Source organism: Brevundimonas sp., assembly GCF_035626975.1.
GTDB lineage: Bacteria > Pseudomonadota > Alphaproteobacteria > Caulobacterales > Caulobacteraceae > Brevundimonas.
Genome location: NZ_DASPMQ010000060.1, coordinates 19,063 through 36,045 on the forward strand (window position 1 = coordinate 19,063; position 16,983 = coordinate 36,045).

19 protein-coding genes are annotated in these 16,983 nt (G+C 69.7%); 5 read left to right on the plus strand and 14 right to left on the minus strand.

Translation table 11 applies throughout. The features are described 5' to 3' along the window. Nucleotides 1-46: 46 nt before the first annotated feature. On the minus strand, nt 47-271 hold the full coding sequence (locus tag VEB62_RS15885) for a hypothetical protein (protein WP_324801926.1): 225 nt from the start codon (nt 269-271) through the stop codon (nt 47-49). A 149-nt stretch (nt 272-420) separates the two neighbouring features. Between VEB62_RS15885 and mmcB the strand changes: the two genes are divergently transcribed. Then, the gene (gene mmcB, locus VEB62_RS15890; RefSeq protein WP_324801928.1) at nt 421-879 is read left to right on the plus strand and encodes a DNA repair putative endonuclease MmcB; all 459 of its coding nucleotides are present in this window, start codon (nt 421-423) and stop codon (nt 877-879) included. On the opposite strand, the gene VEB62_RS15895 is transcribed toward mmcB, so the two are convergent. From VEB62_RS15895 to ffh, 10 genes are all read right to left on the minus strand, one after another. Further along, nucleotides 864-1,355, minus strand: coding sequence for a COG3650 family protein (locus VEB62_RS15895; protein ID WP_324801931.1), 492 nt, complete (start codon nt 1,353-1,355; stop codon nt 864-866). The genes mmcB and VEB62_RS15895 overlap by 16 nt on opposite strands. A 60-nt stretch (nt 1,356-1,415) precedes the next feature. Then, nucleotides 1,416-2,378: a magnesium transporter CorA family protein gene (locus VEB62_RS15900; protein ID WP_324801934.1), complete on the minus strand. Its 963-nt coding sequence runs from the start codon at nt 2,376-2,378 to the stop codon at nt 1,416-1,418. 30 nt (nt 2,379-2,408) lie between these two features. Beyond that, complete coding sequence (locus VEB62_RS15905; RefSeq protein WP_324801937.1) at nt 2,409-2,936, minus strand: CHAP domain-containing protein; 528 nt, start codon at nt 2,934-2,936, stop codon at nt 2,409-2,411. A 37-nt stretch (nt 2,937-2,973) separates the two neighbouring features. Then, a complete protein-coding gene (locus tag VEB62_RS15910; protein ID WP_324801939.1) occupies nt 2,974-4,125 on the minus strand; it encodes an acyltransferase family protein in 1,152 nt (383 codons plus the stop codon). Nucleotides 4,126-4,161: 36 nt separating this feature from the next. Further along, nucleotides 4,162-4,533 (minus strand): hypothetical protein, encoded by a 372-nt coding sequence (locus VEB62_RS15915; RefSeq protein WP_324801942.1) that lies wholly within the window; start codon nt 4,531-4,533, stop codon nt 4,162-4,164. A 74-nt stretch (nt 4,534-4,607) separates the two neighbouring features. Next, nucleotides 4,608-4,823, minus strand: coding sequence for a KTSC domain-containing protein (locus VEB62_RS15920; protein ID WP_324801945.1), 216 nt, complete (start codon nt 4,821-4,823; stop codon nt 4,608-4,610). Nucleotides 4,824-4,895: 72 nt separating this feature from the next. Further along, entirely contained in the window at nt 4,896-5,270 is a 375-nt protein-coding gene (locus tag VEB62_RS15925; RefSeq protein ID WP_324801948.1) for a DUF3597 domain-containing protein, read from the minus strand. Nucleotides 5,271-5,323: 53 nt separating this feature from the next. After that, nucleotides 5,324-5,851 carry a ribosome maturation factor RimM gene (rimM, locus tag VEB62_RS15930; protein ID WP_324801950.1) on the minus strand — a complete coding sequence of 176 codons (528 nt, stop codon included), beginning with the start codon at nt 5,849-5,851 and terminating at the stop codon, nt 5,324-5,326. A gap of 141 nt (nt 5,852-5,992) precedes the next feature. Continuing rightward, a complete protein-coding gene (gene rpsP, locus VEB62_RS15935; protein WP_324801952.1) occupies nt 5,993-6,625 on the minus strand; it encodes a 30S ribosomal protein S16 in 633 nt (210 codons plus the stop codon). A 25-nt stretch (nt 6,626-6,650) separates the two neighbouring features. Further along, entirely contained in the window at nt 6,651-8,168 is a 1,518-nt protein-coding gene (gene ffh, locus VEB62_RS15940; RefSeq protein ID WP_324801955.1) for a signal recognition particle protein, read from the minus strand. Nucleotides 8,169-8,545: 377 nt separating this feature from the next. On the opposite strand from ffh, the gene ppc reads away from it, so the two are divergent. Together ppc and VEB62_RS15950 are read left to right on the plus strand one after the other, a co-directional pair. After that, entirely contained in the window at nt 8,546-11,242 is a 2,697-nt protein-coding gene (gene ppc / locus VEB62_RS15945; RefSeq protein ID WP_324801958.1) for a phosphoenolpyruvate carboxylase, read from the plus strand. Nucleotides 11,243-11,374: 132 nt separating this feature from the next. Then, nucleotides 11,375-11,671, plus strand: a complete 297-nt coding sequence (locus VEB62_RS15950) for a UrcA family protein (protein WP_324801960.1) — start codon at nt 11,375-11,377, stop codon at nt 11,669-11,671. Between the two features lie 230 nt (nt 11,672-11,901). On the opposite strand, the gene VEB62_RS15955 is transcribed toward VEB62_RS15950, so the two are convergent. Next, nucleotides 11,902-14,070 (minus strand): M3 family metallopeptidase, encoded by a 2,169-nt coding sequence (locus tag VEB62_RS15955; protein WP_324801962.1) that lies wholly within the window; start codon nt 14,068-14,070, stop codon nt 11,902-11,904. 121 nt (nt 14,071-14,191) lie between these two features. On the opposite strand from VEB62_RS15955, the gene VEB62_RS15960 reads away from it, so the two are divergent. Beyond that, a complete protein-coding gene (locus tag VEB62_RS15960) occupies nt 14,192-15,043 on the plus strand; it encodes a glutamate racemase (protein WP_324801965.1) in 852 nt (283 codons plus the stop codon). Between the two features lie 62 nt (nt 15,044-15,105). Then, the gene (locus VEB62_RS15965; RefSeq protein WP_324801968.1) at nt 15,106-15,636 is read left to right on the plus strand and encodes an SRPBCC family protein; all 531 of its coding nucleotides are present in this window, start codon (nt 15,106-15,108) and stop codon (nt 15,634-15,636) included. Between the two features lie 49 nt (nt 15,637-15,685). Here VEB62_RS15965 and ahpD read toward each other — a convergent pair whose 3' ends face one another. Further along, nucleotides 15,686-16,219: an alkylhydroperoxidase, AhpD family gene (gene ahpD, locus VEB62_RS15970; protein WP_324801970.1), complete on the minus strand. Its 534-nt coding sequence runs from the start codon at nt 16,217-16,219 to the stop codon at nt 15,686-15,688. A 207-nt stretch (nt 16,220-16,426) separates the two neighbouring features. After that, nucleotides 16,427-16,981, minus strand: coding sequence for a peroxiredoxin (locus tag VEB62_RS15975; protein ID WP_324801973.1), 555 nt, complete (start codon nt 16,979-16,981; stop codon nt 16,427-16,429). Nucleotides 16,982-16,983 lie beyond the last annotated feature (2 nt).

Sequence of the window (16,983 nt, forward strand, 5' to 3'; positions counted from 1 at the left end):
GGCCCGCGACCTGGCCGGGGAGGCGGTCGGCACACGGCCGGGCGGCTCAGTCCTCCCGCGACGCCGCCATGGCGGGCGTCGTCGCGATCTGGCCCGGCAGCGCCGCCACCATCGCCGCCGCCGTGCGTGCGTCATGGCGGGTGTCGTCGGCGCGGACGACATAGAGGCCGAGCGTGGCGATCAGCGCCGAGACGAGAAGGTTGATCAGCCACAGTCCGCCTGTGTCGCGGTTGCGCCTAGCCCGCCGATCCTCGTCAACCAGCCTCCGCATCGCGACCCCCGCGTCCTCCGATCCATGGTTAATAATCCCGCGTTCTCCGAAGCGGCAATCCCGGGCCGCCCGCGCCTGTGGACAGATTGGCCCGGCCCGCCGGGGGCCCTGATGCTTGAAACTGGAACACAAACGGAACATAGAGGGGCGTGCCCGCCGCCGTCCTGCACATCGACCTGGTTTTCAGCCGTCCCGCGACGACCTTGTCGGTCACCCGCGGCGCCGCGCGGCTGATGGCGGACATGGGCTATGCGCCCCTGCTCGAGGTCGGCCTGCCCAACGGCCGCCGGGCCGACGTCATGGCGCTGGGCCCGCGCGGCGAGATCGCCATCTGCGAGGTCAAGTCGGGGCTGGACGACTTCCGGGTCGACCGGAAATGGGGCGAGTACCGGCCGTACTGCGACCTGTTCTATTTCGCCGTGGCGCCGGAGTTTCCGGCCGACATCCTGCCGGACGAACCGGGGCTGATCGTCGCCGACGGCTTCGGCGGCGCGGTCGTGCGGGACGCGGTTTCGATTCCGCTGGCCCCGGCCCGGCGCAAGGCGCTGACCATCGCCTTCGCCCGGCTGGGCGCCCTACGAACCTTGAGGGATCAGCCGGTCGGTTGAGCCGGCGCCGGCTGGGCGCCGTCCACGACACGGCCGCTTTCGCCGGTCGACATGATCGCGCTCACGGTGGCGGCGCAGCCCATCAGCGTTTCTCCGCCGATCTCGACCATGGCCGTCAGCGGCCAGGTGCGGCTGCTCATGCCGTCGCTGCAGTCGGTGGCGGTCAGGGTGACCTTGATCGCGTTGCCGGCCCCGGTGGTGGATTCCCACACCGCCATCGTGCCCTGGACGTTCGGGGCCCCCTGCGGCGCCCGCTGTTCGGGCCGGTCGGCGCCGGAATAGACCAGTTCCGACCCGGTCAGCTCGACGGCCCAGAACGGTTCGGTGCCGAGGGCGCGCAACGGTTTCGTCAGATCGATGCCGGCCAGCACAGGCGCGGGCGCCGGTGCCGGATCGGGTTCCTTCGGCGCTTCAGCCGGTGGGGAGCAGGCCGACAGGGCGAGGATGGCGGTGGCGGTCAGGGCGAAGGCGCGCATGGGTGTCTCCCGGGTTGCCGGCATGGAGCGCGGGAGAACCGCCGCGGTCAAGCGTGACCGCTACAGCCAGCCCTTCCGCTTGAACCAGGCCAGCGGCAGAAGGGCCGAGATGACCATGGCGGCGATCGCGGCCGGATAGCCCCAGACCTGCGGCAGCTCCGGCATATGGTCGAAATTCATCCCGTAGATCGAGGCGATCAGGGTCGGCGGCAGGAAGGCCACGGCCGCCACCGAGAAAATCTTGATGATCGACGACTGCTCGATGTTGATCAGGCCGAGCGCCGCCGACAGCTGAAAGTCGATCGAGGCCGCCACAGCCTGGTTATGCGAGATCAGGCTCTGGGCGTCGCGGGCCAGGGATTTGATGTGTTCGCGGGCCTCGGGCTGTTTCTCGATCCGGTCGTCCAGGGCGGCGAAGGCGAAGATGCGGGCCAGTCCCGCCAGGCTCTGCTCGATGCGGGCGTTGGCGATGTGGGCCCGCCCCAATTTGGTGATCAGCTTCTCGAATCCGACGGTCTTGTGGCCGCTGAAGACGTGGTTCGACACCCCCTCGACCTTGGCCGCGTTGGTCGACAGGACGTCGGACGCCCGGTCGATGATCGCTTCCATCAGGTTCAGGAACAGGTCCGCGCCGGAGCCGCACAGGGCCGGTTCGCGATCCAGCTTGTCCAGCAGCATGGTGAAAGGCTTGGGGTCGAAATAGCGGATGGTCACCAGCGGACCGCCGGTCAGCACGAAGGTCACCGGATCCAGCCCCGGCACGTCGGCGTCGCCGTGCTGGATGATGTCGGCGGTGACGTAGGTGGCGCCGTTCTCGCGGTAGAGGCGGCTGGAGGCCTCCAGCTCCGCCATCTCCTCGCGCGTCGGCACGGACAGGCCCAGCGCCGCCTCGACGGCGCGATCCTCCCCGATCGTCGGGTTCACCAGGTCGATCCACACGGCGTCGGTCGGCAGCGTCCAGGCGGCGACGTCGCCGACATGGGGTTCGCAGGTCCGGCAGCCCGCGCGATAGACGCGAATCATGGGCAGATCGTCCCGGCGGGGGTCAGGGGATCAGGGCTGGCCGTCCGCGTTCGGAATCGAGGCCATGAGCAGGCCGTCCGAAGGCTGCGCCGGGGCTTTGTAGATGAAGCCGTAGGTCGGATAGACGGTGGTGCCCAGATCATTGATCGGGTTGTACCACACCTTGACCGCGCTCCAGTCGTTCGCGCCCGAGACGTCCACGACGGTGACGTTCTCCTCGACCTTGCCGCGGCTGCCGCCCCAGTTGGCGTGGGTGATGCGGATGACCCGGTCGGTCAGGATTTCGGAGACCACGGCGACGTGGCCCCGGCTCATCCGGCCGCTGGGCTGGAAGGTCAGCACGGCGCCGGTCTGGGGGCGATGGCCGGTCTGGAAGCGATCCTGGGCCTGCGACCACCAGGTGTGGGCGTCGCCGAAGATCTCGATGCCGGAGAACATCCGGGCGAAGGTCACGCACTGCCAGTACGGCTCGTCGGCCTTCGCGGCGGGGGCCATGCCGCCCAGCGCAAGGAAACCGAGGGTCGCCGCGAACGCGGCGGCTGTGAGCCGTTTGATCATGCTGGCGTGGGTCCCGACCTGTTTCAGCAACTTAGCCTTAGACGATAGTTTCCGAGGGTTGAAGCACCCCTTCAGGCGAATCCGCCTGTGGCTTCAAGGCCGCTTGACCTGAGCCGTAGCGAGTCGCCAGCCCCCGCAAAGCCTTGCGGGCCGGGCGTTCGACGAGGTGGTAGGTCAGGGCCGCGGCGACCGGAATCAGGGCCAGAACCGCCAGCCACACAATGATGTGAAGCTTCTTGTCATCGGCCCCCGTGAGCCGCGCCGCGGCGTTGACGCCGATCAGCAGGACGGGGGCGCAGACCATGTAGATCGAATAGGAGATCTCGCCGAGATAGACCCCGGCCCTGGAGCCGAGGACGCCGGCGCGGGCGTTGTCGAGGCCGCCGAGCCCGAGGATCAGCCCGCCCGCGAACAGCACCACCAGCGGATCCCACAGGCCCAGTACGGCGCTGCCGAGCAGGCCGATCCCCGAGACGAGGGCGATCAGGGCCGCGGGACGCACCGGGGCGCGGCGGTGGATCAGGTACAGGGCGCAGCCGAGCGCGAAACAGGGCACGATCCGCAGCGCGCCCCAGCGGAAGGTCGCCTCGGTCAGGGAGAAGCCGGCGACGCGTTCGAAGGCGGCGTAGAGGACCAGGGCGGCTCCGGCGGCGATCGCGGCGGCCAGCACCGGCCGCTCGCGCATCCGCCAGGCTGCGAAGGCGAAGGCGGGAAAGCCCAGATAGGCGAACCATTCCGCCGAGATCGACCACGACGGATGGTTGAAGGCCGCGCTCGAGGCCAGGCCCCAGGCGTGGGTCAGGCTCAGGTGGGCCGGCAGGGAGCGCCAGTCCAGCAGGCTCTCACTGACGGTCAGGCCGGCGACCGTCGCCGCGACGCCGAGGCCGATCATGCCCGCCAGGGTCACCAGATGCAGCGGATAGACCCGCGCGATCCGCGCCCACAGGAAGCCGCGATAGCTGAATCCGGCCGCCCGGCCTTGTCCCGCCGCCTCGAGATAGACGTGGCTGAGGATGAATCCGGACAGGACGAAGAACACCTCGACGCCCAGATAGCCCTTCGTCACCGCGATGGGCGTGAAGGCGACGTCCAGATGCGGCCAGGCCGCGAACAGCACCACCCACAGCGCCGCGAGGAACCGCAGCGTGGTCAGGGCGCGTAGATCGGGCGGCGTCTGGACGGGCGTCATGACCGCCCAGACTAGGGGTTCACGCTGTAGGAACCGTTAAGCGCCGCATTCGGCCGGTTTCGCCTCGCCCGGCGCGTACATCTCGCAGGCCCGGTCGATCTCGCCCTGGATCATTTCGCAGGGGTTGGCGGCGTTGCACGGCGGCCGGGTGGCGGGGCTGACGGCGATACAGCGTTCGACCAGGCGGGCCGAGGCGGTCGCGCCGATCTCGCTGAGGCACGAACCCGGCTGGCCGGCCGGCGAGGCGGCCATGGCCGGATCGACTTCTTCCTGGGGCGGGGCGTCGGCGGGCATCTCGGGCGGCGCCGCATCGGCGGGCGCCGGCTCGGCCGCGGGCGCCTCGGCGGGGCGCTGGCAACCGGCGACGAGGGCGGCGGCGGCCAGCAGGGCGAGAACGGTCCGGCGCATCACGTCACTCCGATCGATCACGAAGCGCCACCTTAGGCACGGTTCGCGGCGGGGTGAAAGCGCGCCCGGCGGCCTCAGTGCGTCCGGAACGCCTTCCCGACCCGGCGATACGGGTAGCGGTCACGGATGTTGGGCCCGAAGAACCGGCCCTTCGAGAAGGCGGCCCGGAACGCCTCGTTCACCTCTGGCGGCACCTCGTCGTATTCGTAGACGTCGCCCGAGGTGAAGGTCACGCGCAGCCGGCGGTGCGGTTCGTCATAGCTGAAGCGGCGGATGACGCTGGACGGCATGCGGGGAAAACGCGGCAGCGCGGCGACGGCTCCGACCCAGGACCGGGCCCGCCGGCCGGATATTTCCCGTCGTCAGTCCCGCAAAGAGTCCGGCACCAGGCCGCCGTTCTCGGCCAGCTTGCGCCAGACCGCCTTCGACAGGGCGATGTTCTGCTCGGCGCTGCCGTGCGGACCGGCGTTGACCCCCAGTTCCTGCGCCAGCTCCTTGCGCGCCTCCAGGCTCGACTCCAGCCCGAGCAGCTTGAGCAGATCGACGATCGAGGTGCGCCAGTTGCCGGCCTCGCCGCCCTTCAGTTCGGCCATGGAGACGAGCACGGCCTCCACATCGACCGGCGCGGCGGAGGTCGGGGCGGGGGCGGGCGTGGCCGATGGCGCCGCCTGCGGAGCGGGGGCGGCCTTCGGGCGGTGACCCCGGATGCGGTCCCAGATCGAACTGAAGATACTCATGCGCGACGCCTTCCTTGCTGGAGGCCGACGTAACGCCCCGGACCGGCTCCGGTTCAGTCGGGTTCGCGCTCGCCGATCTCGACCGGCCGGACGGCCAGCAGCCAGCCGTCGGCGATGTGCAGGTCCGGCACGGCCTCCCGGGTGAACGGCAGGTACCAGGTCGGGCCGCCGGCGGCCGGGGCGATCTCGAGCATGTCGTCGGCCCCGAAATTCTGCACCGACTTCACCGTTCCGAGCACCGCGCCTTCGGGATCACGCGCTTCCAGACCGACCAGGTCGGTCAGGTAGAACTCGTCCTCGTCCGGGTCGGGAAGGCGATCGCGCGGGATGTGCAGCTTCAGCCCGCGCAGGGCGTCGGCCTGCTCCTTGGTGGCGATCTCCTTCGCCCGCCCGACGACGGCCGATTTCTCCGGCCGCGCCGAGGTCAGGGTCAGGCCGACCGAGCCGTCGGCCCGCAGCAGCGGCCCGTAGGCCAGCAGGGCCATCGGGTCGGCGGTGTACGCCGTGACCCGCACCTCGCCCCTGACCCCGAACCCGCCGGCGACCTGGCCGACGAGGATGAGCTTGCTGTCCTGAGGCATCAAAAAACTCCGCTCATCCCGGCGAAGGCCGGGACCCAGATCCAGACACCGCCGCCAGATAGCAGAAAAGCAGCGCCCGAACGTCGAGCACTGCTTTCTGTCATCTGGGCCCCGGCCTTCGCCGGGGTGAGCGGATGAGGTTTAGGCCTCGGTCTTTTCTTCTTCGGTCGCTTCGGCGGCCGGGGCTTCTTCAGCGGCGGCTTCGGCCGGAGCTTCCTCGGTCACGGTTTCGGCGGCCGGAGCCTCTTCAGCAGCGGCCTCGGCGGCGGGGGCTTCCTCAGCGGCCGGGGCCTCCTCAGCAACGGCTTCCGGCTCGGGCACCGGCGCGTTCCGGGCGGCCTCGGCGGCGGCCTTGGCCTCTTCCTTGGCGCGGACGGCGGCTTCGGCGGCTTCCACCTTGGCGGCGGCTTCGGCCTCGGCGCGGTCGGCTTCACGCTGGGCGCGTTCGGCGGCGCGTTCCTGGGCCTTCTTGCCCGGCTCGGCCTTCTTCGGATTGTTCGACTGGGTCCACTTGACCTTGCCGGCCAGGGCTTCGTCCTGGCTCAGGAAGCGGGCCACGCGGTCGGTCGGCTGGGCGCCCTTGCCGAGCCATTCGGCGATGCGGTCGGCCTTCAGGGTGACGCGCTTCTGCTCGCCGTCGCGCGGCAGCATCGGGTTGTAGGTGCCGACGCGCTCGATGAACTTGCCGTCGCGCGGCGAGTGGGAGTCGGCGACGACGATGTAGTAGTACGGGCGCTTCTTGGCGCCGCCGCGGGCCAGACGAATCTTCAGCATTTTCAGTCTCTTTCTTTAAGCGAAATCATTTCTTGGGAGGAAAGCCCGGCAGGCCGGGAAGGCCTCCCGGCAGTTGTCCGCCGCCCAGGCCGGCGAGCCGGTCCTGGATGGTTTTCATTTCGTCGGCCGAGGGCTCCGGCATCTTGCCGCCGCCCAGCGCCTTGAGGCGGGCCATGTCGCCGCCGCCGCCCATTCCGGGCATGCCCATCATGGCGGCCATCTGCTTCAGGCCCTTGCCGCCGCCCTTCGACATCGACTTGACCATGTCGGCCATCTGCCGGTGCTGCTTGAGCAGGCGGTTGATCTCCTGCACCTCGACCCCGGCCCCCGCCGCGACGCGCTTCTTGCGGCTGGCGTTGAGCAGGTCGGGCTTCTTGCGCTCGGCCTTGGTCATCGAGCTGATGATGGCTTCCTGGCGGGCGATCATCCGGTCGTCGACATTGGCGCTGGCCATCTGGGCCTTCATCTTGGCCACGCCCGGCAGCATGCCCATGATGCCCTGCAGCCCGCCCATCCGCTTCATCTGCTGCAGCTGGGCGGCCAGATCGTTGAGGTCGAACTGGCCCTTGGCCAGCTTGCGGGCCATGGCCTCGGCCTTGGACTGGTCAAGCTCCTGCGACGCCTTCTCGACGAGGGCGACGATGTCCCCGTGGCCGAGGATGCGGCCGGCGACGCGGCGGGCGTCGAACACCTCCAGCGCATCGACCTTCTCGCCGGCGCCGAGATATTTGATCGGCAGGCCCGTGACGGCCCGCATCGACAGCATGGCCCCGCCGCGCCCGTCGCCGTCGGCGCGGGTCAGGACAAGACCGGTCAGCGGCAGCCGCTCATGGAAGGCTTTCGCCGTGCGCACGGCGTCCTGACCGGTCAGGCTGTCGGCGACCAGCAGGGTCTCGACCGGCTTCGACACGGCGGCGACTTCCGCCACCTCGGCCATCAGGGCCTCGTCGAGGGTGATGCGGCCGGCGGTGTCGAGGATCAGGACGTCGAAGCCCTGCAGCTTCGCCGACTGCAGGGCCCGGCGGGTGATCTGGACCGGGCTCTCGCCCGCCACGATCGGCAGGACCGCCACCTCGATCTGCTTGCCGAGGGTGGCCAGCTGTTCCATCGCCGCCGGGCGGCGGGTGTCCAGCGAGGCCATCATGACCTTCTTGCGGTCGAACTTCGTCAGCCGCAGCGCCAGCTTGGCCGAGGTCGTCGTCTTGCCCGAGCCCTGCAGGCCCGCCATCAGGATGACGGCGGGCGGTGTGGCGTTCAGGTTGATCGGGACCGGCTCCTCGCCGCCCAGCATCTCGACCAGACCGTCATAGACGATCTTGATCACCTGGTCGGCCGGCTTGACCGAACGGATGACGTCCTCGCCGGTGGCGCGCTCGGTGGCGAAGGCGATGAAGTCCTTGACGACGGGCAGGGCGACGTCGGCCTCGAGCAGGGCCACGCGCACTTCGCGCATCGCCTCGGCCACGTCCTTTTCGGACAGGGCGCCGCGCCCGGTGATCCGGTCGAAAACGCCTGTCAGCCGCTCGTTCAGAGCCTCGAACATACAAACCTCGTCTGCGACGGGTGAAACGGCTCCATACGACAACGGCCCCCGGCGACGATCACGTCGGCGGAGGGTTCTCGCCTGCCTCGTCCGGTCGAAACCGGGGTCGTGCAGGTGGAGACGCGAGGTTCACTTGCGTCGGAAGCGGCGGCTTATGGCGGAAAAGCGGGGCGAAGACAAGGCGAGCGCGCCCGGACCACCGCATCGCGTGTGAGAGATCGCCCCGGCGGGGTGACCGGGTCCCGGGCGCGGCGTCATGATCGCGTCTCTGTTCGAAAAACCAACCTCCTGACACGCGGTTTGATTCAGAAAAATGCGCACGGTCTCGCCAAACCGCCCTCCGCGAGGCAAAGTCATGTTCCTCCCCGGGAACCGACATGATCCAGGCCGCCGACGATCGACTGCGTGACGAAGTGCGCCTGCTGGGCGGGCTGCTCGGCGAGGTGATCCGCGACGAGGGCGGGCGGGAGCTCTACGACCGGATCGAGGCCGTCCGTCAGGCGTCCGTCGCCTGGCACCGCAACGCGGGGGCCGCCGACGCCGCCCGGCTGGAACGACTTCTGGGCGAGCTGTCGCTGGACCAGGCTGTCGGGCTGGCGCACGGCTTCGCGGTCTTTTCCCTGCTGGCCAATGTCGCCGAGGACCGGGCCGGCAAGCGCCGGGCCCGGGAGCAGTCCGCGGCGGGTGCGAGGGCCGATACGCCCGAGGGCGCCCTCCAGCGCCTCGCCGGCGCCGGCGTCTCGCCGACGGAGGCGCGCGACCTGCTCGCCGGGGCCCTGATCTCGCCGGTCCTCACCGCCCATCCGTCCGAGGTGCGGCGCAAGAGCGTCATCGACCGCATCGCCGCCGTCTCCGACCTGCTCGACGCCTGCGACCAGAACCAGCTGGCCTGCGCGCCCGAGGTGCTGACGGCGGGGCTGCGCCGCCAGACCGTCATCCTGTGGGCCACCCGGCTGGTCCGCCAGGCCGGGCTGGTGGTGCAGGACGAGATCGACACCGTCGTCTCCTTCCTCGAACGCATCTTCCTGCACGTGGCCCCGGCCCAGCTGGCCGACTGGCGCAAACGGCTGGACGCGCCGGAGCTCGAGCCCTTCATCCGCATCGGCACCTGGGTCGGCGGCGACCGCGACGGCAATCCCAATGTCGACGGCGCCGTTCTGGCCGCCGCCTTCCGGACCCAGGCCCGCGCGGCGCTCCGCCACTATCTGGACGAGGTCAACGCCCTCGGCGCGGAGCTCAGCCTGTCGGGCTCTATGAGCGCCATCTCGCCCGAACTCTCGGCTCTGGCGGACGCGTCCGGCGATCGCTCCCCGCACCGGGCCGACGAGCCCTATCGCCGCGCGCTGAGCGAGATCTACGCCCGGCTGGCCGCGACCCATCCGGTGCTGACCGGCCAGCCGGCGCCGCGGGCGGCGGCGTTCGCGACCGAACCCTACGCCGGGCCTGACGCCTTCCGGAGTGATCTGGCCGTGCTGCGCGACAGCCTGATCGCCAACCACGGGGCCGTGTTCACCGACGACCGCCTGTCCCGGCTGGTCGCCGCGGTGGATGTGTTCGGCTTCCACATGGCGACGCTGGACCTGCGCCAGAACTCCGACGTTCATGAGCGGGTGGTCGCCGACCTGCTGAAGGTGGCCGGGGTCTGCGACGACTATCCCTCGCTGGAGGAGGAGGCCCGGCTGGCCCTGCTGGCGGCGGAGCTGGCCTCCGGCCGCCTGCTGTTCAGCCCCTACGCCGCCTACGCCGACGAGACGCTGAAGGAGCGCGGCATCCTGCAAGCCGCGGCCGAGGCGCTGCGCCTGTTCGGGCCGCAGGCGATCCGCACCCATGTGGTCTCCAAGACCGACGCCGCCTCCGACCTGCTCGAGGTCTATCTGCTGCTCCGGGAGGTCGGCCTCTACCGGCCTGAGGACCCGGCCGCCTGCCCGATCCAGGCCGCGCCCCTGTTCGAGACCATCGACGACCTGCGCGCCTCGAAACCGACGCTCGAACGCCTGTTGAAGGAGCCCTCCGCCCTCGCCGTGGCCCGCGCCCGCGGGGTGCAGGAGGTGATGATCGGCTATTCCGACTCCAACAAGGACGGCTCCTACCTGACCTCGACCTGGGAGCTGCACGAGGCGTCGCGGGCGCTGCTGGAGGTCACCGACGCGGCCGGGCTGAGGCTGCAGCTGTTTCACGGCCGCGGCGGCGCGGTCGGGCGGGGCGGCGGCTCCAGCTTCGCGGCGGTGGTGGCCCAGCCGCAGGGCACGGTCGCCGGCCGCATCCGCGTCACCGAACAGGGGGAGGTCATCGCCAACAAATACGGCGAGCCCGAAGTGGCCCGGCGCAATCTCGACGCCCTGACCTGCGGCGTGCTGCTGGCCTCCCTGAACCCGCCGGCGGACCAGACCTTCACCGCGCGCCACGGCAAAACCGCCCGGACCCTGTCCCGGGCCTCGATGGCCGCCTACCGGGCGCTGGTCTACGAGACCGACGGCTTCGTCGACTATTTCCGCGCAGCCACCCCGATCGTCGAGATCGCCGACCTGAAGATCGGTTCGCGCCCCGCCTCGCGCAGCGCCTCGACCGCGATCGAGGACCTGCGCGCCATCCCGTGGGTGTTCAGCTGGAGTCAGTCGCGGGTCATGCTGCCCGGCTGGTTCGGCTTCGGCTCGGCGGTCGAGGGCGCCGATCTCGACGAGCTTCGGGTCATGGCCCGGGACTGGCCGTTCTTCCGCACCCTGATCCAGAACATGGAGATGGTCATGGCCAAGGCCGACATGACCATCGCCCGCCGCTACGCCGCCCTGGTGCCGGACCGGGCGCTGGCGGACCGCATCCACGGCGCCATTCTCGCGGAATGGGAGAAGACGGAGGCGGCGGTGCTGGCCATCACCGGCCAGGACGCCCTGCTGGCCGGCCAGCCCGAGCTCGACCGGCTGATCCGCCTGCGCATGCCCTATGTCGAGCCGCTCAATCATGTGCAGATCGAGCTGATCCGCCGCCGCCGCGCCGGCGACGACGATCCCCGCGTCCGGGAAGGGATATTGCTGGCCCTGAACGGCGTCGCCGCGGGCCTGCGCAACAGCGGCTAGCAAGGCCAGGCTTTCCGCGAATTCATCCAGCGTCGCTATTTCGCCGCGGAACTCACATCGGCCGGCAACACCGCGGCCGTCCTGCTCAAGCGTCGCCGACAAGAGCGACGCAGCTCTCAGCAGGATAACACCGTGAAGATTCTCGCTTCTCTCGCCGCCGCCCTGATCGTCGCCCCGGTCCTCGCCATCGCCGGTTCCGCTTCCGCGGGCGAGGCGCGGATCGCCTGGAGGGATCTGGACCTGTCCAGCGCCGCCGGCGCCGCCGCCCTCGACGCGCGGATCGACGCCGCGGCCCGCAGGATGTGCCGGGGCGGCCGGATCGGCGACCGCGCCGCCTGCCACGCCGCCATTCGGGACGAGGCGGTCAGCCTGCTGCCCGGCGCGGCGCGGGTCGACTACGCCCGCGGGCGCGTTCCCCTGGCGGCGTAGCGCCCAAGGAAAAGACCCGGCGGATTACTCCGCCGGGCCTTCTGACCTCGATCCTCGACCCACCTTGCCAGTCATCCTCGGGCTTGACCCGAGGATCAGACCGTCCGGTGCTCGGTGGAACGAGATGCGGTCACGCTCGCGGGGCCGTTCCCTGCGCACAGCCCGGCCCTGCGTCTGGCCCTCGGGTCAAGCCCGAGGGTGACGGGAGCAGGGTGTAGTGGGCTGACCCCCTACGAAGTCGGGAAGCCCCGCACCTTCAGCAGGGCCGTCACGTCCGGGTCGCGGCCGCGGAAGCGGCGGTAGGCCTCGGCGCGGTCGGTGGTGTTGCCCTCCGACAGGATGATCGCCTTGTAGCGGGCCGCGATGTCCGGATTGAAGACGTCGCCCGACTCCTCGAAATAGGCCCAGGTGTCCGCGTCCATGACCTCGGACCAGAGGTAGCTGTAGTACCCCGCCGAATAGGCATCCGACGTGAACAGGTGATTGAACTGCGGCAGGCGGTGCCGCATCACGATCTCCTTCGGCATGCCGTAGCGCGCCAGGCTCTCGCGCTCGAAGGCGTCGATGTCGGTCGGCGGCGTGGTCTGGGTATGCAGATCCATGTCGACCAGGGCCGAGGACAGATAACTGACCGTGGCGTAGCCCTGGTTGAAGGTCTGGGCGGCCTGGATCTTGTCGACCAGGGCCTGCGGCATCGGTTCGCCGGTCTGGTAGTGCTTCATATAGCCGTCGAGGATCGGCCGGCTCAGCACCCAGTGCTCATGCACCTGCGACGGATATTCGACGTAGTCGCGCGGCGTGCCGCCGAGAGCCGGATAGGTCACCTTCGAGGAGTAGGCGTGCAGGGTGTGGCCGAACTCGTGGAACAGGGTCTCGGCGTCGTCCAGCGAGATCAGGATCGGTTCGCCGCCCTCGGCCTTGGTGAAGTTGTTGTTGTTCGAGCCGAGGGTGTTCTTTTCCCCGTCATAGGTCGAATGCGACCGGTAGGTCGTCATCCAGGCCCCCGAACGCTTTCCGGCCCGCGAATAGTCGTCGGCGTAGTACAGGCCGATCGGCCGGCCCGCGTCCTTGACCTCATAGACGGTCACGTCCGGATGGAAGACCGGCACGGCGCCCGCGGGCAGTTTGTCGAAGGTGAATCCGTACAGACGGCGCGCCATCTCGAACGAGCCGGCGCGGACGTTGTTGAGCTCGAAATAGGGTTTCAGCTCGTTCTGATCGAGGTCGTACTTCTGCTTCCGGACTTTCTCCGCATAGTAGAGGTAGTCCCAGGGTTCGATGTCGTGGCCGGCGATCGCGCGCATGTCGGCGACCTCCTCGGCGACGCGCGCCTTGGCCGGGGCCCAGACGCGGTTCATCAAGTCCATGGCGGCGCGCGGCGTCTTCGCCATCGTGTCCTGCATGCGCCATTCGGCGTGGTTGCCGAAGCCCAGCAGACGGGCGCGATCCTGACGCAGCTTCACGATCTCGGCGATGGTCGCGTTGGTGTCGTTGCGGTCGCCGTTGTCGCCGCGGTTGACGAACTTGCGCCAGACCACCTCACGCAGGTCGCGGTCGTCGGCGAAGCTCAGGAACGGATCGACGCTGGAGCGGGTGTTGACGATGGCCCAGCCCTGGACGTTGCGGCTGCGCGCGGCGGCGGCTGCGGCGGCCTTGTTCGAGGCGGGCAGGCCGGCGACGCCGGCTTCCGTGGGGATGACGGTCCAGGTGTTCTCGTCGGCGACGACCTTCTGGCTGAAAGACGTGAAGGCGTTGGCCAGGGCGGTGTTGATCCGGCCCAGCTCGGCCTTGCCGGCGGCGTCCAGGGCGGCGCCATTGCGCACGAAGGCGTCGCGGCTGCGTTCGGCGATGCGGGTCTGCTCCGCCGTCAGGCCCATGGCGCGGGCGTTGTCGGCGACCGTCTTGATACGGGCGAACAGTTTCTCGTTGAAGGTGATCTCGTCGCCGGCGGCCGACAGCAAGGGCGACACCTCGGTGTCGACCGCATTGTAGTCGTCCGAACCGATGTTGGAGGTCATGACGCCATAGATCGCGCCGGCCCGGTCGAGGGGCTCGCCGGCCATCTGCATGGCGACCATGGTGTTGGCGAAGGTCGGGGGCTCGGGATTGTTTGCGATCGCCTCGATCTCGGCGCGCTGCAGCTCGATGCCTTCCAGCAGGGCCGCGCGCAGTTTCGGCGCCGTCACCTTGTCCCAGGGCGGCACGCCGCCGAAGGGTCCCGTCCAGGGCTGAAGCAGTTCCGCGCGCGGCGTCTGCGCCGGCAGGACGGCGCGGGCGACGGCGGCGTCGGCCGCCAGGGTCGTGGTCGGGGTTCCACCGCCCATGGTCGCTCCGTTCGAGGCGCAGGCCGAGAGGGCGAACAGGCTGCCCCCGGCGACGAGAAGGTGACGTCTGTGCATTAAAGACTCCGTGCGTGATCCGTTTGACAAACCCTAGGCGCTGGGGCCGCTGACTGTCACATGAACGGGTCGTAATCTTCGCTGGTGGACGGGCGGCGGCGGCGAGTCTAAAGCCCGCGCCATGGCGATTGGCGTATTCGACTCCGGCGTGGGCGGGCTGACGGTCCACCGCGAACTGACGCGGCGGTTCCCCGAGCGGGATTTCGTCTATCTGGCCGATCAGGCCAACGCGCCCTACGGCGGCCGCGGCGGCGAGGACATCGTCAATCTGACCCAGGCGGGCTGCGAGCGGCTGTTCGAGGCCGGCGCCAACATCCTCGTCCTCGCCTGCAACACGGCCAGCGCCATCGCCCTGCGCCGGCTGCAGCAGACCTGGGTGCCTGAGGCCCGGGCCCGGCACGGCCGGCCGGTCAATGTCCTGGGCATCATCGTTCCGACCATCGAGGCGGCCACCGGCCTGCCGTGGACCTATGAGGCCGAGCGCCACGGCGAGAAGGTCGAGGCCATCGAGATCACCGGCGTCTTCTGCACCGCCGCCACCGCCATGAGCCGGGTCTACGAGATCGAGATCGACAAGCGGCGCGAGGATCTGGCGGTCTTCTCCGAGCCCTGTCCCGGCCTCGCCGGCCTGATCGAGCTCGGCGCCCCTGCGGAGGAACTGAAGGTGGTCGTCCAGGACCACGTCGACGCCCTGCGCCGCCGGATCGGCCGCCATCCGGACAAGGCGATCCTCGGCTGCACCCATTACGAGATCGTCGCCGACCTGTTCGCCGCCGCCCTGCCCGGGGGCACGCCGGTGATCCACCAGCCGACCGCTGTCGCCGACGCCCTGGACCGCTATTTCCAGCGGCACCCGGAGTATGCGCTGGGCGGTTCCGGCCGGCGCGACTTCCTGACCACCGGCACGCCGGGGCCGCAATCCGATCTGGTCGCCCAGTTCTGGGGCGCGCCGCTGACCTTCCAGCCGGCCTGAGCCAGGGCGCCCTTGACGCCGGAGGCGGCGTGGGCGCGGATGTCGGTCGGGAGGATTTGCGTATGAACCGTCTGTTGCTCGCCGTCGCCCTGTCGACCGCCGCCCTCGCCGGGCCCGCCGCCGCCGAGGTGTCGGCGCGTACCGAAAACAGCTTCAGCCTCACCTATGAGCGCCCGGTGAGCGCGTCGCCGGAAGCGGTCCTCGCGGCCATAGGCCGTCCGGCCGCATGGTGGAGCGACGCCCATACGTATTCCGGAAGCGCCTCCAACATCACGATCGACCTGCGTCCGGGCGGATGCTGGTGCGAGGCCTTGCCCGGCGGCGGCGTCAAACACGCCGAGGCCGTGCTGGTCTGGCCGGAACGGCGGATGGTGCGCTTCGACGCCCCGTTCGGGCCGCTTCAATCCATGGGAGTCGACGCCGTCCTGACCATGACCTGGGCTGACCTGGACGGCGGTCCGGGTCGCACGCTGAAATGGACCTTCGTGGTCACCGGACCGGGCGCCGGGGCGATGGCCGACCCGGTGGACGGGGTCATGGCCGAACAGTTTGGCCGGCTGGTCGCCCACCTAGGCGGAAGCGCCGGCTCGTGAGCCCCCGGCCGGCGCCGCCGCGCATCTGTAGAGCCCGTGGCCCCGCGCCCTAGCCCGCCAGCGCCGTCTCCGAGGCGATGATCCGGCTGGCGGCGTGGACCACAGCGCCGATGCGCAGCGCCGCCTGCACCTGGGTCGCCGGCACGCCGTGCTTGCGCAGTTCGCCCTCGTGGGCGTCGAGGCAGGCGCCGCAGCCGTTGATGCCCGAGACGGCGGTGGACCACAGCTCGAAGTCCATCTTGTCGACGCCGGGGTTGGCGATGACGTTCATGCGCAGCCGGGCCGGAATGGTCGTGTATTCCTGGTTCTTCATCAGGTGCAGCGACCGGTAGTAGATGTTGTTCATGCCCATGATGGCGGCGGCCGATTTCGCGGCGTTCAGCGCCTCGGGCGACAGGATGGCGGCGGCCTGGGCCTCGATCGCCTTCACCACCGGAGCCACGCCGATGGCGTGCGCCGAGGCGACGAAACAGCCCCATTTCTGCTGATCGTTCAGCACCGTCTCCGACGCCAGCGAGGACAGGTTCAGGGAGATGTCCTTGCCGTAGGCGGGGATGAGGTCGCGCAGGGCGTCGATCGACATTTGTCAGGTTCCCTTCGGGAAGCGGCTACCGCTCGCGACGCGGTCGCTCGCTGCTTGAGCCGCATGGGGGCTCATTGGATTGCAGGCGCGACCGCGCTCAAGTCGCGAGGCTCCGCGAGCCGGGCATGGCGCCCCAAAAAAAGAAGCGAGCAGCGAAAGGGCGGCGACGCGAACCCCGCCGCCTTCCACCACTCGATCAGCCGCCTTTTAGGCAGCGAGCGTTTCGCCGCCCACCGGGCGGTTGCAGGCGCACAGCTCGTCGGTCTGCAGCGCGTCCACCACGCGAAGCGTGTCCGCCGGGGCGCGGCCGACGTTCAGGTTGGTGACGTAAACGTGCTGCACGACGTTGTGCGGATCGACCACGAAGGTGGCGCGCAGGGCGACGCCCTCGGCCTCGTCGAGCACGCCCAGCTCACGGGCGAACTTGCCGCCGTTGTCGGCGAACTGCCAGATCGGCAGCTTGTTCAGGTCGGCGTGATCACGCCGCCAGGCCAGTTTGACGAACTCGTTGTCGGTCGAGCCGCCCAGCACCACGGTGTCGCGGTCCTCGAAATCGCGGGCCAGCGAGGCGAACTCGGCGATTTCGGTCGGGCACACGAAGGTGAAGTCCTTCGGATAGAAGAAGATGACCTTCCACTTGCCCTCGAAGCTGTCCTGCGTGATCGGCTCGAAGGCCGAGACGCCGTTCTCCTCGTGGCTGTTGAAGCCCGGCTTCACGCCGATGATCTTGAATTCCGGCAGCTTTTGACCGACGCCCAGCATGC